The organism is Tateyamaria sp. syn59, from assembly GCF_007995245.1.
Classification (GTDB): Bacteria; Pseudomonadota; Alphaproteobacteria; order Rhodobacterales; family Rhodobacteraceae; genus Tateyamaria.
The window spans coordinates 58,684-84,488 of sequence record NZ_VCBA01000007.1 but is presented as its reverse complement, the minus strand read 5'-3'; the positions used below and the strand labels follow the sequence as shown (position 1 = coordinate 84,488).

24 protein-coding genes are annotated in these 25,805 nt (G+C 61.4%); 11 read left to right on the top strand and 13 right to left on the bottom strand.

The features are described from left to right. Window positions 1–73 precede the first annotated feature (73 nt). The 3 genes from FD715_RS14570 to FD715_RS14560 are packed head-to-tail and all read left to right on the top strand — an operon-like array spanning window position 74 to window position 3,255. On the top strand, window positions 74–1,189 hold the full coding sequence (locus FD715_RS14570; protein WP_147111122.1) for a Gfo/Idh/MocA family protein: 1,116 nt from the start codon (window positions 74–76) through the stop codon (window positions 1,187–1,189). Between the two features lie 12 nt (window positions 1,190–1,201). Next, window positions 1,202–2,098, top strand: a complete 897-nt coding sequence (locus tag FD715_RS14565; protein WP_147111120.1) for a TIM barrel protein — start codon at window positions 1,202–1,204, stop codon at window positions 2,096–2,098. 2 nt (window positions 2,099–2,100) lie between these two features. Next, entirely contained in the window at window positions 2,101–3,255 is a 1,155-nt protein-coding gene (locus FD715_RS14560) for a Gfo/Idh/MocA family protein (RefSeq protein ID WP_147111117.1), read from the top strand. Window positions 3,256–3,329: 74 nt separating this feature from the next. On the opposite strand, the gene FD715_RS14555 is transcribed toward FD715_RS14560, so the two are convergent. The 6 genes from FD715_RS14555 to FD715_RS14530 form a co-directional block, all read right to left on the bottom strand. Then, window positions 3,330–3,851, bottom strand: a complete 522-nt coding sequence (locus FD715_RS14555) for a GNAT family N-acetyltransferase (RefSeq protein ID WP_147111114.1) — start codon at window positions 3,849–3,851, stop codon at window positions 3,330–3,332. A 56-nt stretch (window positions 3,852–3,907) separates the two neighbouring features. Then, entirely contained in the window at window positions 3,908–4,909 is a 1,002-nt protein-coding gene (locus tag FD715_RS14550; RefSeq protein ID WP_147111111.1) for a LacI family DNA-binding transcriptional regulator, read from the bottom strand. 3 nt (window positions 4,910–4,912) lie between these two features. After that, on the bottom strand, window positions 4,913–5,107 hold the full coding sequence (locus tag FD715_RS14545; RefSeq protein ID WP_147111108.1) for a hypothetical protein: 195 nt from the start codon (window positions 5,105–5,107) through the stop codon (window positions 4,913–4,915). Between the two features lie 11 nt (window positions 5,108–5,118). Then, a complete protein-coding gene (locus tag FD715_RS14540) occupies window positions 5,119–5,895 on the bottom strand; it encodes an ATP-binding cassette domain-containing protein (protein ID WP_147111105.1) in 777 nt (258 codons plus the stop codon). 11 nt (window positions 5,896–5,906) lie between these two features. Further along, a complete protein-coding gene (locus tag FD715_RS14535) occupies window positions 5,907–6,989 on the bottom strand; it encodes an ABC transporter permease (RefSeq protein WP_147111102.1) in 1,083 nt (360 codons plus the stop codon). An 88-nt stretch (window positions 6,990–7,077) separates the two neighbouring features. Then, window positions 7,078–8,016 carry a sugar ABC transporter substrate-binding protein gene (locus FD715_RS14530; RefSeq protein WP_147111099.1) on the bottom strand — a complete coding sequence of 313 codons (939 nt, stop codon included), beginning with the start codon at window positions 8,014–8,016 and terminating at the stop codon, window positions 7,078–7,080. 351 nt (window positions 8,017–8,367) lie between these two features. Here FD715_RS14530 and FD715_RS14525 point away from each other — a divergent pair, with 351 nt between their 5' ends. From FD715_RS14525 to FD715_RS14495, 7 genes are all read left to right on the top strand, one after another. Further along, entirely contained in the window at window positions 8,368–9,399 is a 1,032-nt protein-coding gene (locus FD715_RS14525; RefSeq protein WP_147111096.1) for a LacI family DNA-binding transcriptional regulator, read from the top strand. A 115-nt stretch (window positions 9,400–9,514) separates the two neighbouring features. Continuing rightward, window positions 9,515–10,810: a sugar ABC transporter substrate-binding protein gene (locus FD715_RS14520; RefSeq protein WP_147111093.1), complete on the top strand. Its 1,296-nt coding sequence runs from the start codon at window positions 9,515–9,517 to the stop codon at window positions 10,808–10,810. 167 nt (window positions 10,811–10,977) lie between these two features. After that, a complete protein-coding gene (locus FD715_RS14515; RefSeq protein ID WP_147111089.1) occupies window positions 10,978–11,916 on the top strand; it encodes a carbohydrate ABC transporter permease in 939 nt (312 codons plus the stop codon). Between the two features lie 5 nt (window positions 11,917–11,921). Beyond that, a complete protein-coding gene (locus tag FD715_RS14510) occupies window positions 11,922–12,755 on the top strand; it encodes a carbohydrate ABC transporter permease (RefSeq protein ID WP_147111086.1) in 834 nt (277 codons plus the stop codon). Window positions 12,756–12,804: 49 nt separating this feature from the next. Further along, window positions 12,805–13,809: an ABC transporter ATP-binding protein gene (locus FD715_RS14505; protein ID WP_147111083.1), complete on the top strand. Its 1,005-nt coding sequence runs from the start codon at window positions 12,805–12,807 to the stop codon at window positions 13,807–13,809. After that, the gene (locus FD715_RS14500) at window positions 13,806–14,585 is read left to right on the top strand and encodes an L-iditol 2-dehydrogenase (RefSeq protein ID WP_147111079.1); all 780 of its coding nucleotides are present in this window, start codon (window positions 13,806–13,808) and stop codon (window positions 14,583–14,585) included. Before FD715_RS14505 ends, FD715_RS14500 begins: the two co-directional genes overlap by 4 nt. After that, the gene (locus FD715_RS14495) at window positions 14,585–16,087 is read left to right on the top strand and encodes a mannitol dehydrogenase family protein (RefSeq protein ID WP_147111076.1); all 1,503 of its coding nucleotides are present in this window, start codon (window positions 14,585–14,587) and stop codon (window positions 16,085–16,087) included. The genes FD715_RS14500 and FD715_RS14495 overlap by 1 nt, the downstream gene beginning before the upstream one ends. Window positions 16,088–16,102: 15 nt before the next feature. Here the strand turns inward: FD715_RS14495 and FD715_RS14490 are convergent, their stop codons facing one another. From FD715_RS14490 to FD715_RS14460, 7 genes are all read right to left on the bottom strand, one after another. After that, window positions 16,103–17,227 carry a Gfo/Idh/MocA family protein gene (locus tag FD715_RS14490; protein WP_147111073.1) on the bottom strand — a complete coding sequence of 375 codons (1,125 nt, stop codon included), beginning with the start codon at window positions 17,225–17,227 and terminating at the stop codon, window positions 16,103–16,105. An 11-nt stretch (window positions 17,228–17,238) separates the two neighbouring features. Then, window positions 17,239–17,994: a sugar phosphate isomerase/epimerase gene (locus FD715_RS14485; RefSeq protein WP_147111070.1), complete on the bottom strand. Its 756-nt coding sequence runs from the start codon at window positions 17,992–17,994 to the stop codon at window positions 17,239–17,241. An 11-nt stretch (window positions 17,995–18,005) separates the two neighbouring features. Next, window positions 18,006–20,396, bottom strand: coding sequence for a glycoside hydrolase family 2 protein (locus FD715_RS14480; RefSeq protein ID WP_147111067.1), 2,391 nt, complete (start codon window positions 20,394–20,396; stop codon window positions 18,006–18,008). A 5-nt stretch (window positions 20,397–20,401) separates the two neighbouring features. Further along, a complete protein-coding gene (locus FD715_RS14475; RefSeq protein ID WP_147111064.1) occupies window positions 20,402–21,475 on the bottom strand; it encodes an ABC transporter ATP-binding protein in 1,074 nt (357 codons plus the stop codon). Between the two features lie 3 nt (window positions 21,476–21,478). Then, a complete protein-coding gene (locus FD715_RS14470; RefSeq protein WP_223274895.1) occupies window positions 21,479–22,369 on the bottom strand; it encodes a carbohydrate ABC transporter permease in 891 nt (296 codons plus the stop codon). Continuing rightward, a complete protein-coding gene (locus FD715_RS14465) occupies window positions 22,362–23,264 on the bottom strand; it encodes a carbohydrate ABC transporter permease (protein WP_147111061.1) in 903 nt (300 codons plus the stop codon). The genes FD715_RS14470 and FD715_RS14465 overlap by 8 nt, the downstream gene beginning before the upstream one ends. Window positions 23,265–23,334: 70 nt before the next feature. After that, window positions 23,335–24,561 (bottom strand): ABC transporter substrate-binding protein, encoded by a 1,227-nt coding sequence (locus tag FD715_RS14460; RefSeq protein WP_147111058.1) that lies wholly within the window; start codon window positions 24,559–24,561, stop codon window positions 23,335–23,337. A gap of 187 nt (window positions 24,562–24,748) precedes the next feature. On the opposite strand from FD715_RS14460, the gene FD715_RS14455 reads away from it, so the two are divergent. Then, window positions 24,749–25,804 (top strand): LacI family transcriptional regulator, encoded by a 1,056-nt coding sequence (locus tag FD715_RS14455; protein ID WP_147111056.1) that lies wholly within the window; start codon window positions 24,749–24,751, stop codon window positions 25,802–25,804. Window position 25,805 lies beyond the last annotated feature (1 nt).

Sequence of the window (25,805 nt, the reverse complement as noted above, 5' to 3'; positions counted from 1 at the left end):
ATTGACCCGTCCGATGGATTGACGATACCGGTATTGCAACCGGTTGCAAACACTTTTTCAGGGAGGAGCCTGGATGTCCGAAATCGGGTCAGAGATAGGCATCGGAATCGTCGGCGGCGGCTATATGGGCAAGGCCCATGCGGTCGCGTTTGGCGCCGTCGCAGCCGTGTTCGACACGGCCCTGCGCCCCCGGCTGGAAATGGTCTGTGCGACCTCTCAGGCCTCCGCCGAACACTATCGCGCCACTTACGGCTTTGCGCGCGCAACCGACGATTGGCGCGTGCTGGTGAGTGACCCAAAGGTCGAGGCCATCGTCATCGCCTCCCCTCAGGACACGCACCGCGACATCGCACTCGCTGCCTTTGCCGCAGGCAAGCCCGTGCTTTGCGAAAAGCCGCTGGCCGAAACCCCGGATCACGCCCGTAAAATGGTCGCCGCAGCGCAGGCCGCAGACGTCGCCAATATGGTCGGCTTCAACTACGCCAAGACCCCCGCGACGCAATATGCCCGCAAGCTGGTGGCCGAGGGGCGCATCGGCCAGGTCACCTCGTTCCGGGGCGAGATGACCGAGGATTTCTTTGCCGACCCCAACGATCCCGGCACGTGGCGCGCTCAAGGCGACGCCAACGGCTGCATGGGCGATCTCGCCCCCCACCCGATCAACTGCGCGCAGGCCCTCATGGGCCCGATCGAGGCGCTCTTTGCCCGTGTCGAAACCGTGCATCCCACGCGCGGCGGCGTTGAGGTGACCAATGACGACCAGGCGTACCTCACCCTGCGCTTCGCTTCGGGCATCAATGGCAGCCTCTTCATCAGCCGCGTCGCGACGGGGCGCAAGATGGGCTATGCCTATGACATTTATGGAACAAAAGGCGCAATCCGCTTCGACGGCGAGGACCAGAACGCCCTCTGGCTCTATACCGCCGAAGGGCCCGAGGCCGAGCGCGGGTTCCGCAAAATCCTGACCGGTCCGGCCCATCCCGACTACCTGCCCTTCTGTCAGGGCCCAGGCCACGGCACCGGCTATCAGGACCAGATCATCATAGAAGCCAAGGACTTCCTGACTGCGATCCACACCGGCGACCCGGTGTGGCCCACATTCGAGGAAGGCTTGCGCGTCAATCAAGTTGTGGCTGCGGCCCTCGCTTCGTCTCGGGCAGAGACATGGGTCAACGTGGCGGATTTCTGAAAGGTTCAAGACATGATCAAGATCGGCAATGCCCCCTGTTCCTGGGGCGTGGAATTCGCGGACGACCCGCGCAACCCATCCTGGCGCAAAGTGCTGCAGGAAAACGCGGATGCAGGCTATACCGGGATCGAATTGGGCCCTGTCGGTTTCATGCCCGAAGACCCCAGCAAACTGGGCGACGCGCTCGAAGAGTTCGGACAAGAACTGGTGGGCGGCGTGGTCTTTCGCCCCTTCCACGACCCAGACGCGTGGGATGATGTACTAGACGGCTCCGTACGAACCTGTAAGGCACTCAAGGCCCACGGCGCGCAGCACCTCGTCCTGATCGACAGCATCTCACCACGCCGCGCACCCACCGCAGGCCGCGCAGATGAAGCCGAACAGATGGACAAAGGCGAATGGACCGCCTTCCGCGACCGCATCGCAACTGTCGCCAAGATGGGGGCCGAAGAATACGGGCTTACCGTCGGGATGCACGCCCATGCCGCTGGGTTCATCGACTTCGAACCGGAGTTGGAGCGGCTGCTAGACGAGGTCGACGAAAGCATCCTGAAAATCTGCTTTGACACCGGCCACCATTCCTATGCGGGGTTCGATCCCGTGGCCTTTATGCAAAAGCATATCGGGCGCATCAGCTACATGCATTTCAAGGACATCGATCCCAAGGTGAAGGCCGACGTCATCGCCAAGCGGACCGGGTTCTACGACGCGTGCGGCCAGGGCATTTTCTGCAACCTCGGCGACGGCGACGTGGACTTCCCTTCCGTCCGTCAGGTGCTACTCGACGCAGGCTTCGACGGCTGGTGTACGGTGGAGCAGGATTGCGACCCGGCGGGCGACACCTCGCCCATCGACGACGCGAAGCTGAACCGCGCCTATTTGCAATCCATCGGATTTGAAGGAGCCTGAGCATGGCGAAACTGCAATGGGGCATGATCGGCGGCGGCGAAGGCAGCCAGATCGGACCGGCGCACCGTTTGGGCGCACGCTTGGACGGGCTGTTTGATTTCACTGCTGGCGCGCTAGACCACCGGCCCGAAGAAGGGCGTGACTATGGTCAGCGGCTGGGCTTGGGTGATCGGGCCTATGGGTCGTGGCAAGAAATGCTGGAAGGCGAGCGGAAGCGCGACGACAAGGTGGATCTGGTCACTGTTGCCACGCCGAATGCGACCCACTTTGAAATCACCAAAGCATTCCTTGAAGGCGGCTTTCACGTGCTCTGCGAAAAGCCAATGACCATGACGGTCGAGGAAGGGCAGGAAATCGTCGAAATCGCCCGCAAGACGGGCAACATCTGCGCGGTCAACTACGGCTACACCGGCTATTCACTGGTGCGGCACATGCGCGCGATGGTGGCGCGCGGCGACATTGGCAAGGTGCGGCTGGTGGTCGCCGAATTCGCCCACGGCCACCACGCGGATGCCACAGACGCCGACAACCCCCGCGTCCGGTGGCGCTATGACCCAGCACAGGCGGGCGTCTCGGCGCAATTTGCCGATTGCGGCATCCACGCCCTGCACATGGCCTCTTTCGTCACCGGGCAAGAGGTCGAAAAGCTGAGCGCCGACACGGTGTCGTGCATTGATGTACGGACGCTTGAAGATGACGCGATGGTCAACTTCCGGATGGATGGCGGGGCTGTGGGGCGGCTTTGGACATCGTCCGTGGCGATTGGGCGGCAGCATGGGTTGGGCCTTCAGGTCTTTGGCGAAACGGGGGGCCTGCGGTGGTCGCAGGAACAGCCGAACCAGCTATACTACATGCCCCTGAACGAGCGGCTGCAGGTGATCGAGCGGGGCGAGGCCAACTTGTCGCCCGAGGCGGATCGAACCACCCGCGTGACCATCGGGCATGCAGAGGGGATGCCGCTGGCCTTTGCCAATATCTACACCGATCTGGCCGAGGCGATCCGGGCGCGCAAGGAAGGGCGGTTGATGGATCCGGCGGCGAACCTCTACCCGCGGGCCGAGGACGGGTTGCGGTCGATGGCTGCCGTGTTCGCGGTTGCGGAAAGCGGGAAGCAGGACGGCAAATGGCTGGATGCGCGGCCGCCGATGTTCCGGTAGCGATGAGCGCCGTCAAGATGGGTACCCAGCGGTTACCCACGGGTAACTTAACTTACTGTTATTAAACATTAATTTTAGGTTACCGATGCGCCCGACGCCCCCACAGGCCGCCATGCTGTCATAGGCAGGACACGGCCCCAGCGTGTTTCTTGCGGTGGGCCGGAGGGCTGAAAACCCGCTTTGCCGTAGGCTGCGATGGCGCGGGCGTTGTCGGGATGGGGATCCGTGGCAACCGCCGGTGCCCCCTGATCAAAGAGGGTTTGCACCTGCGCTGCGATAAAGGCCGGGCCGTGCCCCTGTCCGATCATGTCGGGCCGTCCGATGAACTGGTCGATCCCCCGCGCACCGGGCGGCAGGTGGGCAAAATGGTGATCGTCCCAGCCATGGACGGTGTAGTCCTGCATATAGGCGAAAGGCGTACCGCCAAGGGACACGATCCAGCGGGCGACGCGCAGATCATCGAATTCCTCTGGCGTTTCCGGATCGAACGCATCCCACCAGCGGCTCACATGCGGCTGGCGCTGCCATCCGCGCAGCATGTCCAGATCGCCGGGTGTGGCGCTGTGGAAACTGTAGCGGGATGCAGAGGCGGACATGGACGGATGTTAGCATGCACGACCGCTTTGGCGCGACTGCCGGAATGTGGGTTCCGTCAGCCCTGGACGGGCCGCAGCGTGCCGCGTTCAACGACATGACAATCAAATGTCAGGGATTGTGCGACGGTCTCTTCCCCGTCGAGCATCGCCTCGACCAGATCGACGGAGGTGCGCACGATCTCGTCTATGGGATTGTGGATGGTGGTCAGGTCAATGAGTTCCCAGGCGGCCATTTCCATGTTGTTGAGGCCCAGGATGCCCACATCGTCCGGCACGGACAGGCCCGCTTGCCGGATCGCCGACAGGGCGCCGATGGACAACACGTCATCGCCGCAGAAATACGCCTCTGCCGGACCCATGGCGAGCAGTCGCGCCATCTCGTCCCGGCCTGCGTTGAAGGAATAGGCGGCGGCGTAGCTGACCGACAGGGAGACGTCGGGGTGCCGCCCGAGTTCCTCGGCAAAGCCGGTGTGGCGGTCGCGGGTGGAGGTGGCGCTGAGCGGGCCTGCGAGGAAGCCAACGCGCCGGTAGCCGCGCTTGATCAACTCGCGCGCGGCGATGCGGCCCGCCTCGATGTTGTCGATGCCCAGCACGTTGATCTTGGGGGCGTCTGTCAGGCGGCCAAAGGAGTGGACGACGCGCATGCCCGCCTCATCAAAGCTTTCGGCGAAGCTGACCGGGAGGGTTGATGAGGCAACGATGACCGCGTCGACCGAATACTGGCGCAGGAGGCGTACCGAGTTCGACGGGTCGGTTTCGTCGGAAAGGTTCACCAGCAAGGGACGCAGGCCGCGTTTTTGCAACTCGCGCGTGACGAGGTCGAACACCTCAAGGAAAATCGGGTTGTGGAAGTTGTTGGAGATCACGCCCACCAGCTTGGTCCGCCCGGTGGTGAGCGATGAGGCGAGTGCATTGGGGCTGTAGCCAAGCTCGGCGGCAGCCTTTTCGACCTTTTCGCGGGTCTTGCCGCTGATCGACGCGCCGGGGGTGAAACAGCGCGACACGGCGGAGCGCGAGACCCCTGCCCGTTCGGCCACATCCTTGAGGGTTACCGCCACTGCTTAGCCCCCGTCATCGTCATATTTGGACCAATCCACCCGTTTAAACTGCCATTGCGCATAACCGCCAATGCCGAAGATGAACACAGCCCAGCCGACAGCGCCAGTGGACAATTCAAAGAGGCCCCATAGGACGCAGACGGCAACGGTCATGTACCTGCGCCATGCTACGGCAAAGAATGCGTGGTCGAGGCCCATCGCGCGCGGCCTCAGGCCGCGTCCTCGTAGCCTTCCTGCGTTTTGGCGCCTGTGATGTAGGCGACCACGTCCTGTCCATCGGTGTCTTCCTTGGCCAGGTTCGCGCAAATGCGCCCGCGCCGAAAAACCACGATCCGGTCCACAAGGTCAAACACCTGCCGCATGTTGTGGCTGACGAGGATCAGCGGCTCGCCCTGTTCCTTGAGCGTGCGGATGATGTTTTCGACCTGTGCGGTTTCCTGGACGCCCAGCGCTGCGGTGGGTTCGTCCATGATGGTGAGCCGTGAGTGGAACGTCGCCGTGCGGGCAATCGCCACGCATTGCCGCTGGCCGCCCGACATGTTGCGGATGGTATTGCGGATGTTGGGGATTTTCACAGCCGTCTTTTCCAGCCCGTCCATGGTGGCCTGCCGCATCGCCTTGTAGTCAAGCAGGCGGAAGGGGCCGAGCCAGTTGAACCGCGTCTTTTCGCGGCCCAGGAACAGGTTGTCGGGCACGTCGAGATCATCAGCGAGCGCGAGGGTTTGGAACACCGTTTCGATCCCTGCCTCGCGTGCGTCTAAGGGGCCGTTGAAATGCACCGGTTCGCCGTAGAACATGATGTCACCGCGCGTGCGCTGTTCGACCCCGGTGATCTGGCGGACAAAGGTGGATTTGCCTGCGCCGTTGTCGCCCATGATCGCCACGTGCTCCCCCTTTTTCAGGGTGAAGTTGGCGTCGTTGAGGGCGTGGACCCCGCCGTAGTGTTTGGTGAGCCCGCGTGTTTCGAGGACTATGTCGTCGGTCATCGTATGCTCCTTCAACTTCGCAAGGCCGCGCGTTCCTGCCGGACCTTGTCCAGCACCACCGCGCCGATGATGATCGCGCCCATCGCCATCAATTGGTAGAAGGCGTCGAGCTTGATGTAGGTGAACCCGGACTGGATGACGCCAAAGACCATGGCGCCGAGGACCGTGCCGATGATTGAGCCGCGTCCCCCGGTGAGGCTGACACCGCCGATGACGGCCATGGCGATGGCGTAGAGTTCATAGAAGATGCCCATGCCGGATTGCGCCGTGAGGTTCTTGGAACTCAGCACGATGGCGGCGAAGGCGGCGAGCATCGAGGCGATCATGTAGACCAGCACCTTGTGCCGCTGCACATTGATGCCCGACATGCGGGCCGCGTCCTCGTTCGAGCCGATGGCGTAGGTGTGTTTGCCGTAGACCGTGTGTTTCAGGATGAAGTGGAAGAGGATCGCGAGGGCGAAGAAGAGGTAGACGGGCATCATCCCCTTGCCGATCAGCGCATAGCTTTCGGTGGGGAAGGACACGGGTTGGCCGCGCGTCCAGGCCTGTGCGATGCCACGGCAGATCAGGAACATGCCGAGCGTCGCGATGAAGGGCGGGATCTTGGTATAGGCGATGAGGGTGCCGTTGATGGCGCCGATCAGGGCTCCGAAACTGAGCCCGACGAGGAGCGGTATGATCACGGGCAAATCGAAGGCCCAGGGGCCAAACACCGCTTTGGGGTTGGGGCCGCCGTTGACCAGCTCGGTCTGGGCAAAGGACATGACGATCATCGCTGTGGCGCCCACGAGGGGGCCGGAGCTGAGATCGATGCCCCCGGAGATGATCACCTGCGTCACGCCCAGCGCGATGATGCCGATGATGGCGACCTGCAGGATGATGATGCGCAGGCGTGCTTCGTTGAAAATGGTGTCAAAGCGGTCGCGCGTGTCGAAAAGGAAGCTTTGCCCGTTCATGTAGGGCAGAAGCTGGCCTGCCGCCTCGAAGGCGAAGATGATCAGGATCAGCGCGAAGAAGATATTCAGCTCGTTTGGCCAGGCGCGTTTCTTCGTGTCGAAGGTCAGACCACCGGTGCCTTGTGTTGCATCAGCCATGGATGCCCCCTGGGTTGAGCGGTCCCGTGGCCGCTTCTTTTGTCAGGAAAAGGGTCGGGCCGCGTGAGTGCCGCCCGACCGGTTGGGTTTACTGGATGAACTCGGACACGTTGTCGGGGGTCACCAGCTTGAACGGGATGAAGACGGTCTTGTCGACGTCATCGCCATTGGCCAGCTTGATGGCGGTGTCGATGGAACCTGCGCCTTGGCCTGCGAGGTCTTGGAAGACGGTGACGTCCATGTCACCGGCCTGCATCGCGACCAGTGCATCGGGGGTCGCATCAACGCCGCCGACCTGCACCTCGTCCATTGAGATGCCCGCGGATTTCATCGCCTGAATCGCACCGATGGCCATTTCGTCGTTGTTGGCGAAGACCGCGTCAAAGGGCTCACCCGAGGCCAGCCAGTTGGTCATCAGGTCCTGCGCCTGGTCGCGGGACCAGTTGGCGGTCTGGCTGTCGATCAGGGTGATGAAGTTGCACATGTCCATGCCGAGGACATCTTCGACATCCTTGGAGCGTTGCACGGCGGCCTGGTTCGAGAGCTGGCCCATCAGCATGTAGGCAGTTGCGCCGCCAGACTTGCCCGCAGCGCGCAGGTTCTTGCAGATCTCGAACGCTTTGAGGGTGCCGGATTCAATCTCGTTCGACGCCACGAAAGCCTGACCTTCGGGCAGCGTGTCCATATTGATGGGCTGGCGGTTCACGTAGACCATTGGCACGCCAGCCGAAGCAGCCGCTTGGCTCATCGCTTCGGTCGCGTTGGTGTCGACCGCATTCACGATAATGGCGTCGACGCCCGATGCAATGAAGTTGTTGATCTGGTCAAGCTGGCGCGCCACGTCGTCTTGCGCGTCTTCCATGATCAGTTCAACGCCGTCCAGCGTTTCAACATGCTCGGTCATGCCATTGCGCATGATGGTCAGGCCGTTGTCATCAAACCGGGCCACGGACACACCGATGGTTTCGGCCATAGCCGTGCCACCCATCAGCATGGCAAGCGCGCCCACTGTCATAAATTTCTTCATGGTTTCCTCCCAAGTTGCGTGTCCGGATCACGCCGTTTTTTTGCCGGACCGCCGACCGAAAACCTTCCCTCCACGGACTGAGTCTTTGGCTGGCAACGGGGCAGATGATATGCGAGTCGCCGCATTTTGCAACCGGTTGCATTCAAAATCTTGGCAGGACGATCCGACGCAGCGCAGGGTGTTTGGTGCGCTGCCTGCCTGTTCTGTCTGCTTTATGCTGTCGCTATTGCGACGCTGCGCGACCACCGAATGCAGCACGGGCAGCAAAAATTTGCGCGCGCAAAATTTTTTGACTACCGTCGGTGCGAATGGCCCGGTTGCATCTGAGACGGGTTTGAAGTGAGGCACAGGATGGGCGAGCGCAAGATCCGCAACATGGAGGAGTTCGCATCGGTCAGCGGCATTTCCCGCCCGACCGTGTCGAAGTATTTCAATGATCCCAGCAGCGTACGCGCCTCGACCCGTGCGCGCATCGAAGCAGCGATCGAGCAATACGATTACCGGCCCAACATCTATGCGATCAACCAGAACCGGCAGCTGACCAAGAATATCGGGATCGTCGTACCCTACCTCGCCGACCCGTTTTTTGGCGAGATCGCTCGCGTGATCGAACAGCGCTGTATCGAAGCCGGATTTTCGCCGTCGCTGTTCAGTTCGCATGGCGAGGCGGAGCAGGAACGCGATATTCTTGATACCTTGCGGTCGCTGAAACCGGCGGGCGTATTGCTTGCCCCGTTGGGGCGGACATCGGACAAATCGGTGATCGAGGCGTTTTGCCGGGATGTGCCTACCGTGCTGTTTGACAGCAACATTGAAGGCATGGGCGAGGCTTTTGTCGGGTCGGACAACTACAGTTTTGTGTCGCAAACCGTTGAATACCTGAGCCGAACCGGCGAGCCGCCCTGTTTTTTCGAAATGAAGCATCCGGCCAACCCGAACGCCAACAAACGGCGGCGGGCCTATCTGGACATGATGGAGCGGCTGGGCCTTGAGCCTCTTGTTCTGCAGATCGAGGGCACGGGATGGGAGTTTGAAGAGATCGGGCGCAAGGGCGGCCACGACATCCTGTCGCGCAAAGCCATGCGCACGAACACGATCCTGTGCAGCAACGACCGCCTGGCCATCGGCCTGCTGTCGGCCTGTTACGAGGCGGGATACAAGGTTGGCCGCGACGCCGGGCACGATCTGCGCGTTGCATCCCACGACGATCACCCCTTTTCGCGCTATACCTGTCCGTCGCTGACGACGGCCGCGCATGACTACGCCAACGTGTCGGGCCACGCCGTGGACACGCTGTTTCACCTGATCGAATCGGGCGGGCGCTTTTCAACGCGAGACGAGACCCTGTTTTCGGCCCGTTTGATCATGCGGGATTCGGCTTAGCCTCTGATTTTACAGCCTTTCCTGCAAATTCTTTACGCGCGTAAAAAATAATTTGACGCGGCGACAGTTCTGACAGTAGCGTGAAGGCATAACATCCAATCAAGGGAGGAGTCGGATGTACCTTAAGAACGCACTTCGTGCGGCGACAGCGCTGTCGCTGGTCACGGCAACGGGCGCACTGGCAGACGGCCACGCAAAATCACTAACCATTGCGATCGTGAACAACGGTCACATGATCAATATGCAGAAGGTCGCCGAGGCCTACACCGAAGAAACCGGCGTGCAGCTGGAATGGGTGTCGCTGGAAGAGGGTGTGCTGCGCGAGCAGGTGACGTCCGACACGGCCACCGGTGGTGGCCAGTACGACATCATCAACATCGGCATGCAGGAAGCGCCCATCTGGGGTGCCGCAGGCTGGATCGAACCGCTTGAGTTCGGCGCCGAGTACGACGTGGACGATATTCTGCCCGCCATGCGCGCAGGTCTGTCCCATGAGGGCACAATGTATGCCGCGCCTTTCTACGGTGAATCGTCGATGGTCATGTACCGCAAGGACCTGACTGATGCGGCCGGCGTCACCATCGCCGACAATGACAGCTGGGACAACGTCAAGGCCGCAGCCGCAGCCATCCACGACCCCGACAACGGTGTCTATGGCGCGTGCCTGCGCGGCAAGCCGGGCTGGGGCGACAACATGGCGTTCATCACGACCATGGTGAACTCGTTCGGTGGCGCATGGTTCGATGCGGATTACAAGCCGACCATCGACAGCGACGAATGGCGTGCGGCCATCAACTTCTATGTTGATCTGCTGGGCACATACGGCCCGCCCGGATCGGAAGGCAATTCGTTCAACGAGATCCTCGCCCTCTATAACGAAGGCAAGTGCGGCATGTGGATCGACGCCACCATCGCGGCCTCCTTCCTGGAAGTGGACGGTGTGGCCTATGCGCAGTCGCCCAATGCCGGGAACCCGGTTGGCGCGAACTGGCTGTGGGCTTGGGCCATGGCTGTACCCGCAGGCACCGAGAACGCGGAAGAGGCGAAAGCCTTTATCGAGTGGGCCACGTCGAAAGAATACGTGCAGGCCGTGGCGGATCACCCTGATTTTGGCTGGGGCAGTGTCCCGACCGGTCAGCGTGCGTCCACTTATGCGAACCCGGACTTCCAGGCGGCAGCAGGCTTTGCTGCAGCTGAGCTGGCGGCCATCGAGTCCGCTGCTCCGGAAGCGACTGATCTGAAGCCCTATGTCGGCGTTCAGTTCGCAGCGATCCCGGAATTCCCCGAGGTCGGCTCTGCCGTCGCTCAGGAAATGGCGGCCGCCCTGTCCGGTGCGAAGTCAGTGGATGAGGCGCTGGAAGCATCGCAAGCCGCAGCCGACGCCATCATGCGCGAAGCGGGTTACTACTAAGTCTTCCCAGACTTACCGGGAGGTCCGCCTGTTCGGGCCTCCCACCCTCCCAGCGACGTGCTCAAGCGGGTTTCGCAAAACCTGAATTGGCCTAAGCTGGCACTCTGATAACGCATCTTCATTTCAATTGGCACCGCATGAGACGCGCGGCGCCGGGGTCTAGGGTCATGTCCGATAGAAAGCTTCCTCGCCTGCTCCAAACACCGGCCGTTCTGCTGCTGCTGATTTGGATGCTGATCCCGCTGGGGATGACGCTCTACTTCTCTTTCATCCGCTATGTGCTGAACAGCCTGCGCCGCCCGGAATGGACGACACCGTCGCTCAGCAACTGGCGCGGGTTTGGGAACTACCAGTTCGTTCTGAACAACAAGGACTTTTTGTTCGCCATTCAGAACAGCCTATTGATTGTGTGCAGCATTCTGTTCCTGACCGTGATCCTGGGTGTGCTCATTGCGGTCCTCATCAACAAGGCCTTTCCGGGGCGCGGGATTGTACGGGTTCTGTTGATTTCGCCCTTTTTCGTGATGCCTGCCGTGAACGCGGTGTTGTGGATCAACATGATCCTCGATCCGGTGTTGGGCCTGCAGGGTCTTGCCGTCAACGGCATCAACGGGATGATCGCCTCGCTGCAGAATGCGCCGGTCGTCGGTTGGTTCTTCTCCCTATGGCCGCAGCTTGAGCCGATTTCATTCCGCGCCACGCAGACATCGGCCTATGCGGTCATCATCATGGTGACGTGGCAGTGGACGCCTTTTGCGGTCCTGATCTTCATGACCTCGCTGCAATCTGAAGACCAGCAGCAGAAGGAAGCCGCCGTGCTGGACGGTGCCGGACTGTGGTCGCAATTCCGCTTCCTGACCCTGCCCCACCTGTCGCGCCCCATCGCCATCGTGGTGATGATCCAGGCCATTTTCCACCTGTCGCTTTATGCCGAGATCGAGATCGTCAGCCGCGGCAACGGAAACAAGAACCTGCCCTATCTGATCGGCGAATTTGCCAACAACAACATCGGCGCCGCCAGCGCCACAGGCATCTTCGCCGTCATCCTCGCCAACATCGTTGCCATCTTCCTGCTGCGGATGATCGGCAAGACATTGATGGAGTAAGCACCATGGCCATCGTTGCTGAAACCTCCCGCTTCGGAAAACTGAGCCGCCCTGTGCTGGCGTGGATCGTGGGTCTGCTGTTCTTCTTCCCCATCTTCTGGATGATCCTCACCAGCTTCAAGACGGACGCGGATGCGGTGAAGCCCGAGTTCCTGTTGTTCTTCACGCCGACGCTCGAGAACTACCTGAACATGACCGAGAACTACGACTACTGGCGCTTTGCTACGAACTCGGTCATCACGTCTGTCTTTGCCACCGTGTTCGCCCTCGCTGTCGGCATTCCATGCGCTTACGCCATGGCCTTCAACCCGTCGCGTTCTACCAAGGACGTGCTGATGTGGATGCTGTCGACCAAGATGCTGCCCGCTGCCGCCGTGCTGTATCCGATGACGTTCCTGACCAAGAGCCTCGGCGTCTTTGACACGCATTTCCTGATCATCGTCGTGCTGATGCTGATCAACCTGCCGATCGTGATCTGGATGCTATTCACCTACTTCAAGGAGATTCCCAAGGACATCATCGAAGCGGGGCAGATGGACGGCGTCAGTACATGGGGTGAGGTCAAGGAAATCCTGATCCCGCTGGCCTGGGGCGGCATCGCCTCGACCGCGCTGCTGTGCTTCATCTTTTGCTGGAACGAGGCGTATTGGACCGTCCGCCTGACGACGACCGAAGCCGCGACCCTGTCCAAGCTCATCGAAGGCAACCGGGCGCCCGAGGGGCTGTTCTTTGGCCGCCTGTCCGCCGTCTCTGCCGCCGCCGTTGGCCCGATCATCGTGCTGGGCTGGTTCTGCCAAAAACAACTGGTCCAAGGTCTCACCTTCGGCGCCGTCAAATAGGAATGCCCGCGCGCACCACGCAACGCGGAACCGCATAAAAGGAAAACCAATGGGACGTATCGTACTGGAAAACGTGACCAAGAGTTTCGGGGATGCGCAAGTGATCCCGCCCCTGAACCTCACCATCGAGGATGGAGAGTTCGCGGTCTTTGTCGGCCCATCAGGGTGCGGCAAGTCCACGCTGCTGCGGCTGATCGCGGGGCTGGAGGAAACCACATCGGGCCAGATCCTGATTGACGGCGAGGATGCCACGCGAGTGCCGCCATCAAAGCGTGGGCTCGCCATGGTGTTTCAGTCCTATGCGCTTTATCCGCACATGACCGTGCGCAAGAACATCGCCTTCCCCCTGCGGATGGCAAAGATGGATCAGGCCGAGATCGACAAGAAGGTCGAAGGGGCCGCCAAGATACTGAACCTCGCCGATTACCTCGAGCAGAAGCCGGGGCAACTCTCTGGCGGTCAGCGCCAGCGGGTTGCCATCGGTCGGGCCATTGTGCGCGAGCCTGCGGCATTCCTGTTTGACGAACCGCTATCGAACCTGGATGCAGCGTTGCGTGTGGGGATGCGGCTGGAGATTTCCGAACTGCACAACCGGTTGGCGACCACGATGATCTACGTGACCCACGATCAGGTTGAGGCGATGACCATGGCCAACAAGATCGTCGTGCTGCGGGCGGGGCATATCGAACAGGTCGGCTCCCCCCTCGATCTCTATCGCACGCCGCGGAACCTGTTTGTAGCGGGTTTTATCGGGTCGCCCAAGATGAACTTCATCGAAGGGTCGGAGGCCGAGAAGCATGGTGCCAAGACCATCGGCATCCGGCCCGAGCATATTACGGTGTCTGCGGATAGCGGCCCTTGGGAAGGCACTGTGGGCGTGTCGGAGCATCTTGGGTCGGACACGTTTTTCCACATTCACAACTCGGGGCTGGCAGAGACCATCACCGTGCGAGCGGACGGCGAGGTCGGGTTCAAGCACGGCGACCGCGTGCGCCTCGCTCCGCGCGAGGATGTGATCCACCGTTTTGACGCCGAGGGGTTGCGGATCGCATGACGCGGCTTGCAGGCAAGACAGCTCTGATCACAGGGGCCGCACGCGGGATCGGTCAAGCCTTTGCCGAGGCTTACGTGCGCGAGGGTGCGCGGGTTGTGATTGCAGATATTGATGTGGACCGAGCCGCCGAGACGGCCGCATCCATCGACAAGGATAACGTCCTGCCCGTCAGGATGGATGTGACCGACACCGGCAGTATTCGTGAGGCAATTGGCACGGCGGAAGCGGCAGGCTTTGGCCCGATTGACATCCTGGTCAACAACGCCGCGATCTTTACCGCAGCGCCCATCACCGAGATCACGGAAAACGACTTTGCCCGCTGCTTCGACATCAACGTCAAGGGGACGCTTTTTACCCTGCAAGCCGTCGCGCAGCACATGATCGACACGGGTACCAAGGGTCGGATCATCAACATGGCCAGTCAGGCGGGCCGTCGGGGCGAGCCACTGGTGGCTGTCTACTGCGCGACAAAAGCGGCTGTGATCAGCCTGACCCAGTCGGCCGGTCTGAACCTGATCCGGCACGGCATCAACGTGAACGCCATCGCCCCCGGTGTGGTCGATGGCGAGCATTGGGACGGGGTCGATGCGTTCTTTGCCAAATACGAGGGCAAGGCGCCGGGCCAGAAGAAACGTGAAGTGGGCGAGGCGGTGCCGTATGGTCGTATGGGCACGGCCGAGGATCTGACCGGGATGGCCGTGTTTCTGGCGAGTGACGAGGCCGAGTACATCGTCGCGCAGTGTTACAACGTCGATGGCGGACAATGGATGAGCTGATGGCAGATGGTTCCGAAAAGCGCCCCGCCCTTCCGCTGTCGGAGGCGACTGTAGCGGCGCTGCCCGAAAGCGTGCTGCGTCCCACCTATGACCGGCGCGCCTTGCGCCCCGGCATCGTCCATATTGGGGTGGGCAATTTTCACCGTGGGCATCAGGCGTGGTATCTGCATCGATTGATGCAGGAGGGGCTGGCGCAGGACTGGGCGATCATCGGCGCGGGCGTGCGCCCCGGTGATGCGGTGATGCGGGACAAGCTGCTGGCGCAGGATTGTCTGACCACGCTGATCGAACTGGACCCAAGCGGCACCTCGGCGGAGGTCGTCGGCTCCATGATCGACTTTCTGCCCGTTGAACATGACAACGCTGCGCTGATCGGCGCCATGGCACTGCCCGATATCCGCATTGTCGCCCTGACGGTGACCGAAGGCGGCTATTACATCGATGCGGCCTCTGGCGGGCTGGACCTGACACACCCGGACATCGCCCACGACATCGCACATCCCGGCGCACCGATCACGGCCTTCGGCGCCATGGTTGGGGCCCTGTCGCAGCGTATGGCGGCGGGCCACGCGCCGTTCACCAGCCAAAGCTGTGATAACCTGCAGGGCAACGGCGACATCCTGCGGGACGTGATCGTGTCGCTGGCGCGGGCAACGGATCCTGACCTTGCCGATTGGCTCACTGCGCACGCAACATTTCCCAATTCGATGGTGGATTGCATCGTGCCCGCCACAGGACCGAGCGAGATCGCGCTGGCAGCGCAGTTCGGAATTGCGGATGCGGCCCCGGTCACCCACGAAAACTTCCGCCAATGGGTCATTGAGGATGCATTTTGCGCAGGCCGCCCGGATTGGGACAAGGCCGGTGCGATTTTCACTGACCGCGTCCACGATTATGAGGCGATGAAGATCCGGATCCTGAACGCGGGCCACCAGGTCCTTGCCAATGCGGGCGAGTTGCTGGGCCTGCCGACGATTGCCGACTGCATGTCGCACCGCCTGATCCGCGCGTTCTTTCGCAAGGTGCAGATGGAAGAGATCGCGCCTTACGTCTCGGACGTGCCGGGCTTTACGCCCAGTGCCTATGTGGATCTGATCGAAGCCCGTTTTTCCAACCCGGAGATCCGAGACACGACGCGGCGCGTGGCCTTCGATGGCTCATCCCGCCACACAGGCTTTGTGCTGCCGATTTTGCGCGACGCGCTGGCGGCCGGTGGCACCGTCGAAGGGTTGAGCCTGGTCGAAGCGCTCTGGGCGCGCATGTGCGAAGGCACGCGGCAGGACGGCAGCGGGATCGCAGCCAATGACCCGCATTGGGACACGCTTGTTCCTGCCGCCGAAGCGGCCAGGATCGATCCAGGGGCCTGGTTGGCGCAAAGCCAATATTATCAGGACCTGGCGGATGTGCCGACCTTCAGCACATCGTTCGAAAAGTGGTTGCGTGTGATCTGGGCCGACGGCGTGGATGCTGCGCTGACCCGGTATCTGGACAAGGGCGCATAGACTGCGCCCTTTGCCTTACTTCAACAGTGCTTTCGCGGCGTCGTCCGTTAATGGCTCTGGCCGCGTACAAGTCGTGGACAGCGTGATCATTTCACCGGTCTCACCCGCCTTCAGGACCGAGGTCATCACATCAACGGCGTGCAGCGCCAGTTCCAGCGAACACCTGTGCGGACGCCCCTCGTTCATCGCCGCCGCCATCTCGGCCAAGCCAGCTGTGCGGTAGTTCGCCTTGGCGGTTCCGTTGTTCTCTTGATTGGGCACGCCCAGCGGGTGGGTTTCCGTGTCGAGCGTATGGGTTTCGCCATCCTTGCCCGTCACTTCGACCGTGCCCGAGAACCAGTTGGGATCCGGCAGGAACATCGTCCCTTCGGTCCCGTAGAGTTCCATATTGCCGTGGCGGTGCACCCAGACGTCCCAGGACGTGGACAATGTTATTGTCGCCCCGTTCACGAACTCCAGAAGCGCATGGATGTTTGTGGGTGTCTTGACCGGGATCACCTCGCCACGCCGCGGCTCAGACAGTATCGTGCGCGTTTTGGATGGCGTTGACGTAAGCGCGCCGACCCGCTGCACCGGGCCCAGAAGCTGCACAAGATTGGTCACATAGTAGGGCCCGATGTCCAGCATCGGCCCGGCCCCCGGCAGGAAGAAGAAGTCGGGATTGGGATGCCAATGCTCCATCCCGTGGCTCATCACATGCGCGGTGCCCGCGACAACGTCGCCGATACGGCCCGCGTCAATGGCCGCCCGCGCCGCCTGATGTGCGCCGCCCAGAAACGTGTCGGGGGCTGAGCCAATGCGCAGATTTTTCTCTGCAGCGAGACGGCGCAGAACCTCGCCCTGTTCTTGCGTCAGCACGATGGGCTTTTCGGAATAGGCGTGTTTGCCCGCCTCGAGGATTGCGCGCGTCACATCGAAATGCGCATCCGGGATGGTCAGGTTCACCACGATGTCGATGTCGTCGGCCGCCAGCAGCCCATCGACCGTGTTTGCGCGCACGCCGAATGCTGCGGCCTGCGCCTGTGCGGCGGCGGGGTTCAGATCGGCAACCGCGCGCACCTCGAGCCCTTTGAACAGGGGCGCGAGGGTGAGATATGCGGTCGAGATGTTGCCGCAGCCGATGATGCCAATGCCTTGCATGGCCGTCTCCTTCAAAAAGTCTGGGTCGCGTCGAATGAGCGTTGGGCAAATCGACGGTGATCGCTGGGATTGTCATGTTCGGCGGCGAAGTGCTTGGTGCCCGCGGCTTTGAGTGCATTGAACAGCGCGGGCCACGCCATCGTGCCGTGCCCCACATCCGCCCAACCATCCTCGTCCGCCGCCTCGCCTTCGGGCGCAATATCCTTGAGATGCGCAATGGCGATTCGAGCGCCGTAGTGGTCGATGGGTGCCATCGGGTCAGCGCCTGCACGCACGGCCCACGCCACGTCATATTCGAAGAGCACGTCAGGTGCGGCGTCCAGGATCAGGTCGATCGGCAAGCTGCCATCGGCAAGCGGCATGAATTCGAAATCATGGTTGTGATAGGCAAGCCTGCGTCCGGACGCGGCCAGCTTGTCAGCTACCACAGCAAGTCGCCCGCCAAACGCGCGCCATCCTGCCGCGTCTGTCGGTCGGTCATCCGGCATGATGAACGGGATCACAACCGTGTCGATCCCGAAGCGCGCGGCGATGGCGAGGACCGCATCGGGATGGCTTTCGCACATCGCCAGACCCACATGGCAGCTTGGCATCGTCAGGCCCGTTGCCTGCAGGCCCCTTTCGAGCGCATTCATTGCATCGGTATCGGCCACGAGCGCGCCATAGCCTTCGACATGGGCATAGCCAATCTCGGCAAGCATCTGGAGCGTGTCTTCGAGCGGTGGAAACTGGCGCGAACTGTAGAGCTGGTAGGACAAAGCGGTCATGTCGGGGCCTTTCAGGTATGGTATGTCGCGGAGTGAAGGTCGCGCAGGATGAATGTCGGTCGGACGGTCCCATCGCACGGTTGGAAGCGGATGCTGACAGGGCGGCCCGGGATCAGATCAAAGCAATTGTCGCTGAAGCGGCCAGGCTGATCGGCCTCTATCGCCACAAACAAGGCAAGATGCTCAGCAGTCAGCGTGATGCACCACGCCGCACCGTCCTGAGCGCTGTCTGTTGAAATGCCCGGCGCGACAAGCGGATAGGATTTGTAGCGGCGTGGCGCAAAGTGATCTGATTGCGTGCCTTTGCCATCGACCGTCCAGTCGAACCACAAAACCTCATCGTCATTGAGCGCTGTCCGGAGGATCGACAGGATCTGGACCGCGTGATCTGTGGGCGCGGTCAATGAAGCGCTCTCAAGCTGGCGCATAGCGCCCGATGGCGCAACGGCGAAGGCATCGACAGCGACAGTGCATGGCGCCAGTGTATCGTTCACGGCGCGCAGAGTGATCTGGTCCCCTTCCGGAACGGCCATCACAGTCACATCCGCATAGAACCGGCGTGCCGCATGATGCAAGAGCTTCCAGCCCCCGCCGTGATCAAGGCTCGACCAGGAACAGACCGGCCAAGTGTCATTGAGCTGCCAGTAGAGCGTGCCCATGCAGTGCGGCTTGAGCCCGCGCCAATGGGTGACGGCGGTCTTGATGGCGAGGGCCTGTTGCACCTGGCTGAGATAGACGAAATCCTCGAACCCGTGGGGAAATCGGAAGTAGCGGAACATCGTCTCGGCGATCCGGGCGTTGCCGCCTGCGTTCTTCTGATGGCTTTCCATGACCGGTGAGGCGATGTTGAAGTCGGCAGGATCGGCAAAGCGGCGGATGACGTCCATCGACGGGTAGGACTGGAAGCCGAACTCGGAACAGAAGCGGGGCCGCACGTCGCGGTAGTGTTCAAAGTCGCGGCCCTCGTGCCAGACTGACCAGAAGTGCATGTCGCCTGACCGGTCATCGTGCCAGTTGTCACTGAAATCCATCAGGCCCGGTGACGGGCTGGAGGGCCACCAGATCGCGGTGGGCGCTGTCTCTTTCAGGGCGGTTTCGACTGTGCGGTTCAACCTGTCATAGGCGACAAGGTAGCGGTCCCGGTTCGCCCGGCTCTCCGGGTACCAGTTGAGGGCCCCGAGCAACTCGTTGTCACCGCACCACAGCGCAATGCAGGCGTGGTGGTTCAACCGGGCCACCTGTTCGCGCACCTCATCATCAATGTCGGCGAGAAACGCGTCGGTCGACGGGTAGAGATGGCAGGCAAACATGAAATCGTGCCAGATCAGCACGCCCATCTCGTCGCACAGGTCGTAGAACCAGTCGGGCTCGTACCGGCCGCCGCCCCAGATGCGGATCATGTTCATGTTGGCATCGACCGCCGACTGCAGGAGATCGCGACACCGCTCCTGTGTGATCGCACCGGCAAGCGCATCGGCCGGGATCCAGTTGGCGCCTTTCATGAACACCGGGTTGCCGTTGACGTGCAAGGCAAAGGATGCGCCGCTGTCGTCAGGCACGGTCACCAATTGAATGTCACGCAGGCCGATACGGCGCGTGGTCTCGACCCCGGCAACGGACACCACCAGGTCATGCAAAACCTGCGCGCCCAGCCCCACGGGCCACCACAGGTCCGGCGCGCTGAGTTCGACGGAAAGCATGGCCCGCCCAGCAGACATCTGCCCCAGGGTTGTTTCACCACATAGGGAGATGGATACATCGCTGGCCTCATCGAAGCCTTCGCCATGGACGGTGCAATCGACGACGACCCGTCCCTCGGCATGGCGCTGCGCCACGATCACATCGGTGATGCGCGGGCCGTGCGGATCCAACCGGATGTCGCCATAGAGCCCAAATGGCGCGAGCGCGATGTTCCAGTCCCAACCGAAGTCGCATTCGGGTTTGCGCAGCATATTGCCATGCGGGATCGGGCAATTCTCGGCCTGAAAGGGGACGGGAAACGGCTGCGCCTCGGCCCGTGCCTTGGCCATGCGGGGCGCGGACCGGAAGTGCAGGGTTATGACGTTTTGGCCCAGAACCAAGGCGTCCGATACGTCCACGCGATATGTGCGGAACATGCTGTCAGCACGCAGCACCGTCTGGCCGTTGAGTGAGACATCGACCACCGTGTCCAGCATCGACAACACCAGCGTCATGCGCCGACCGGTTGCGCGGAAGGTGCGTGTCAGCAACCAGTCCCGATCGCTGATCCAGCGCAAGTCATGTTCGTTGCGCCCCCAATACGGGTCTGGAATGACACCTGCATCGCGCAATGCGCTTATCCCGTCACCGGGCAGCACCATCGGCGCGGTGTATTGCCCTGTCTCATCCGACAGGTGCCAGGTGCCGCTCAGATCCAGCATCGAGGTCAGAGCCTTTCCTCGGTCGTCTTGTCAAAGAGCGACGCGCGGGCGGGATCAAAGCCGATCTGGATGCGGTCACCGGTTGCGACGGCTGCCTGCCCGTCCATGCGAATGCGCAGCGGCATGCCGGCAAAAGTGGCCCAGGCCAGTGTGTCGGAGCCCATCGGCTCAACCAGGTCTATGGTGACCTCGGCGGTCACAGGCAACGATGCGGCGGCCTCGCCCGACACGATGTGTTCAGGTCGAATGCCCAGCCAGGCCGGACCGCCCGGCGCCCCGTTCTGAAAGGTGTAGCCCTGAAGCGAAAACCGCTCTGCGCCAGTGACAAAGCCACCGCCCTCGACCGCACCTTCGAAAAAATTGATCTCCGGGCTGCCGATGAACCCGGCGACGTATTTGTTGGTCGGGCGGTTGTAGATCTCGGTCGGGGTGTCGAGTTGCTGGATGATCCCGCCTTTCATGATCGCGATCCGGTCAGCGAGGGTCATCGCCTCCACCTGATCATGGGTCACGTAGATCATCGTGTTCTTCAGGCTGTGATGCAGGCGCTTGATCTCGACCCGGAGGTCAGCGCGCAGTTTGGCGTCGAGGTTCGACAATGGCTCGTCAAACAGGAACACGTCGACATCGCGAACCAAGGCACGCCCGATAGCAACCCGCTGGCGCTGTCCGCCGGACAAGGCCGCTGGCTTGCGCTGCAACAGAGGTTCGATCTGCAGGATCTCCGCCGCCCGCGCCACGCGCTTTTTTATCTCGTCCTTGGGCATCCGCGCGTTTTTCAGGCCAAAGGACAGGTTTCCCTCGACCGTCATCTGTGGGTAGAGCGCGTAGGACTGGAACACCATCCCGATGCCCCGACCCGACGGCTCTTCCCACGTCACATTGCGGTCGCCTATGTGGATTTCCCCGTCCGAGACGTCGAGCAGCCCGGCAATGCAGTTCAGCAGCGTGGATTTTCCGCAGCCCGACGCACCCAGAAGGACCAGAAACTCGCCTTCGGGGATGTCTATGTTGAGGTTGTCGAGCACGGTGAGCGCGCCGAAATTCAGGGTCAGGTCTTTGACGAGAACAGAGGTCATGGATCAGCCTTTCACCGCGCCTGCGGCGATGCCCCGGACAAACAGTTTGCCGGATGCGAAGTAGATGATGAGGGGGACGAGACCGGTTAACAGCGTGGCGGCCATGTTGACGTTGTATTCCTTCACGCCCTGCACCGAGTTGACGATGTTATTGAGTTGCACGGTCATCGGGTAGTCGGCGGGCTTGGTGTAGATCACGCCGAACAGGAAGTCGTTCCAGATGCCGGTGACCTGCAGGATGATCGCCACCACGAAGATGGGCAGCGACATGGGCAGCATGATGCGGAAATAGATGCCCCAGAAGCCTGCCCCGTCCACGCGAGCGGCCTTGAACAACTCCTCTGGCACGGATGTGAAGTAGTTGCGGAAGAGAAGCGTCAGGATCGGCATACCGAAGATGGTGTGCACCATCACGAGCCCCCAGATGTTTCCGTAAAGGCCCATCTCGCGCAGGATGATCACGAGGGGGTAGATCATCACCTGGTATGGGATGAAGGCCCCGACGATCAGGATGGTGAAGAAGACCTCAGACCCTTTGAACTTCCAGTTCGCAAGTGCGTAGCCGTTCACCGAGGCAATCGCGATGGACAGGATCACGGATGGGATCAGGATCTGGACCGAGTTCCAGAAGCCACGGCTCAGCCCCTCGCAATTGATGCCTGTGCACGCTTCGGCCCATGCCTTGACCCACGGCTCGTAGGTCACCTCGACCGGCGGGGCAAAGATGTTGCCGATGCGGATTTCCGGCATCCCCTTCAGCGACGTGACGATCATCACGTAAAGCGGCAGAGCATAGTAGGCGGCCACGACAATCAACGTGCCATAGAGCATGATGTTGGTGCGGGAAAAACGGGGGCGGGGCTTGGGCCCGCGCGGGATCACTGCATCAACCACGTTTCTTGCCTCCGAATTCGAGGTAGGCCCAAGGGATCAGGATGATGACCACGCTCAGCAGCATCATCGTCGAGGCGGCAAAGCCCTGGCCCAGGTTTTGGGCACGGAACATGTAGTTGATGACGTATTTCGCGGGCACCTCGGACGCGATACCTGGGCCGCCATTGGTCTGGGCGACCACCAGATCGTAGATCTTGATGATCCCGCTGGCGATGAGGACGAGCGCAGTGATGAAGACCGGACGCATCATGGGAATGACGATACGGACATAGGTTTTCACCGTTCCAATCCCGTCCACACGCGCAGCTTTCCAGATCTCCTGGTCAATGCCGCGCAGGCCCGCGAGCATGATGCACATGATCAACCCGGTGCCTTGCCACAGACCGGCAATCAGGATGCCATAAATCACGATGTCCGGGTCGTTGAGCGGGTTGAAGGTGAAGCTTTCCCAGCCCATCGAGCGGACCACGTTCTGCACACCCAAATCGGGGTTCAGGATCCACTGCCATGCGAGACCCGTCACCACGAAACTGAGCGCGAAAGGGTAGAGGAAAATGGTTCGAAAGACGTCCTCGCCCCTGATCTTGCGGTCGAGTAACGCCGCGAGGGTGAAGCCAATCAACAACGTGAAGATCATCGAGAAAAAGCCATAGACCGCCAGGTTCTCAATCGAGATCAGCCAGCGCCGCGTGCTCCACAGCCGCTCGTACTGGTCCAGCCCGACAAAGTTCGCCTTGGGCAGCAGCTTGGACGAGGTGAAGGAATAGACCACCGTCCATGCCGTACCGCCGACGAACACCACCAGTGCTGTCAGCACCATCGGGATCGACGCGATCTTGGCCGACAGGTTGCGGAACAGGCCCGCAGGCCGCCGCGCTTTGGAAGAAGAAGACATAACAGGACCCCCGCCCTATGCCGCACTGCACCTGCCCGGTGACCCGGGCAGGTGACTGGGAGGTGCGCCCTTAGTCGGCGGACGCAATGATGTCTGCGTAACGCTCTTGCGCGTCGGCAGCAGACATATCGGAGGTCCAGAACTCGGCCATCAGGTCCTCGATCTGGGTTTGCGTATCTGCGGTCAGGTTCATGTCACCCGACGGCATGATCCCACCGGCCTTGAGGATATCGAGGCCCTTCTGCATGCAGTCATTCGCAGCCGTCAAATCAACATCACCGCGCACCGGCAGCGACCCTTTCTTGAGGTTGAACGCCACCTGCACCTCGGGTGAGATCAGGGTGGAGGCCAGCGCCATCTGCGCCTTCTTCGTTTCCTCGTCATCAATCACGGGGAAGTAAAACGCGTCGCCGCCCGTATCGAGGATTTCGTTCACGCCCAGACCCGGCAGGCAGGTGTAGTCCTCACCCGCGACCTGACCGGCCATCTGAAACTCGCCCTGCGCCCAGTCGCCCATGATCTGCGCGCCAGCCTTACCGGTGATGACCATGTTGGTGGCCAGGTTCCAGTCCTGCACGTTGGAATCCGCCGCAAAGGTGCGGGCGTCCACGGCCGCCTCGAACACGGCGGCATATTCCGGCCCACGGGCCGCATCAGCATCCTTGTCGACCACGACCTTGCGCCACGTTTCAAGGCCCGCAATGGCAATGGTCATCACGCCAAAGGCGCCGTTTTGTTGCCAGCCCTGCTGCCCCATGGCGAGCGGCACGATCCCGGCCTCTTCGAGCTTGGGTGCCGCTGCGGCAAATTCGTTCCAGTTCGACGGTACGGGCGTGTCGATCTGGGCAAAGGCATCGTGGCTGAGCCAGATCCACTGCCATGAGTGGATGTTCACAGGCACGCAGTAGATGCGCCCCTCATACGTGCAGGCATCGAGCAGCGCAGGCGGGTTCACCAGATCGGTCCACCCTTCCGCCTCGGCCAGTTCGGTGAGGTCGGTCATCAGACCAGCCTCAATCAATTCTTCGGCTTGGCGGCCGTGGTTGAGTTGCGTGGCACCCATCGGGTCGCCACCCAGGATACGGCTGATGATGATGGGGCGCGCCGTGCCGCCCGAGCCGGCGATGGCACCGTCCACCCAAGTGTTGCCCGTCGCATCAAAGGCCTTGGCAAATTCCGACACAGCCGCGGCCTCGCCACCGGATGTCCACCAATGGGTGACCTCTAACTCGCCTGCATGGGCCACCGACGCACCCAGCAAGGCGACTGAGCCCAGCAGTTTTGAAAAAGTCTTCATTTTGAGTCCTCCCTGACTTCTAAATCGTTATAGTAATTGCTACAACGATTTAGATTTTCCGATCAAGGTAGAATTTTGCTGTCACTCGAATTAATCATCAACATACGGCCAACGGTTTGATTCCGCTGGCAATCCGCGCGACGCATAGGCGCCAAAAGGCCGTGTCGCGCATGAGAAAGGGCCACCCATGACCAAGTCAGGCACTGAAAACGCGCCCAAGGACATCGTCCTTGCGCCGGGTGAGCGGCCCACTCTCAAGACGATTGCGCGGCTCTCTGGGCTGGCGGTGCCCACCGTCTCGCGTGCCCTTGCCGACGCCCCGGACATCCGCAAGGACACCAAGGAACGGATCCGCAATATCGCGCAACAGATCGGCTACCGGCCGAACCGCGCAGGTGTCCGGCTGCGCACGGGGCGCACGAACGTGATCTCGCTTGTCATGTCGACCGAGCACGACGCGATGAACAACACGGCCCGCCTGATTTCTGCCGTCACATCAGCCCTGCGCGGCACGCCCTATCACGTGATTATCACGCCCTATTTCCCCGATGAGGATCCGATGACCCCGATCCGCTATATCGTGGAAACCGGCTCAGCCGATGGGTTGATCATCAACCAGACCGAACCGGATGATGCGCGGGTGCGCTATATGATGGAGCAGAAGTTTCCCTTCGTGACCCACGGTCGCACCGTGCTGTCGCCAGAGCACGCATATTTTGACTACGACAACACTGCGTTTGGCGCCCTCGCCGTGGAGGCGTTGGCAGACCGCGGCAGACAGCACGTGGCGCTGCTGGCGCCACCCAAAACCCAGACCTATGCCAAGAACATGATCGAAGGCGCCCGCAAAATGGCGGCAGACAAAGGGGTGCGGTTTTCGATTGTCGAAGGTGCGACGTCACACAGCACGATTGCCGATGTCGAACGGGCCATCACGGCCCTTTTCAATCGCTCTGACCGCCCCGATGCCCTGATCGCGCCCAGCATTGGCGGTTGCGTCACAATGGTGTCGGCTCTCGAACAGTTGGGCCTGGTCCTGGAACAGGATTTTGACATCGCAGCCAAGGAAGCGGTCAGCTTCCTGCGCCGCTTTCGCCCCGGCATTCTGGTGTTGGAAGAAAACGTGGACATCGCCGGTGACTTTCTTGCCCGCGCCCTGATGCACAGGATCAGTCACCCGGATAAGCCGCCCATGCAAAAGCTGGTGCACCCAGATGCGAACGCGTGGAAGATCGACCGCTAGG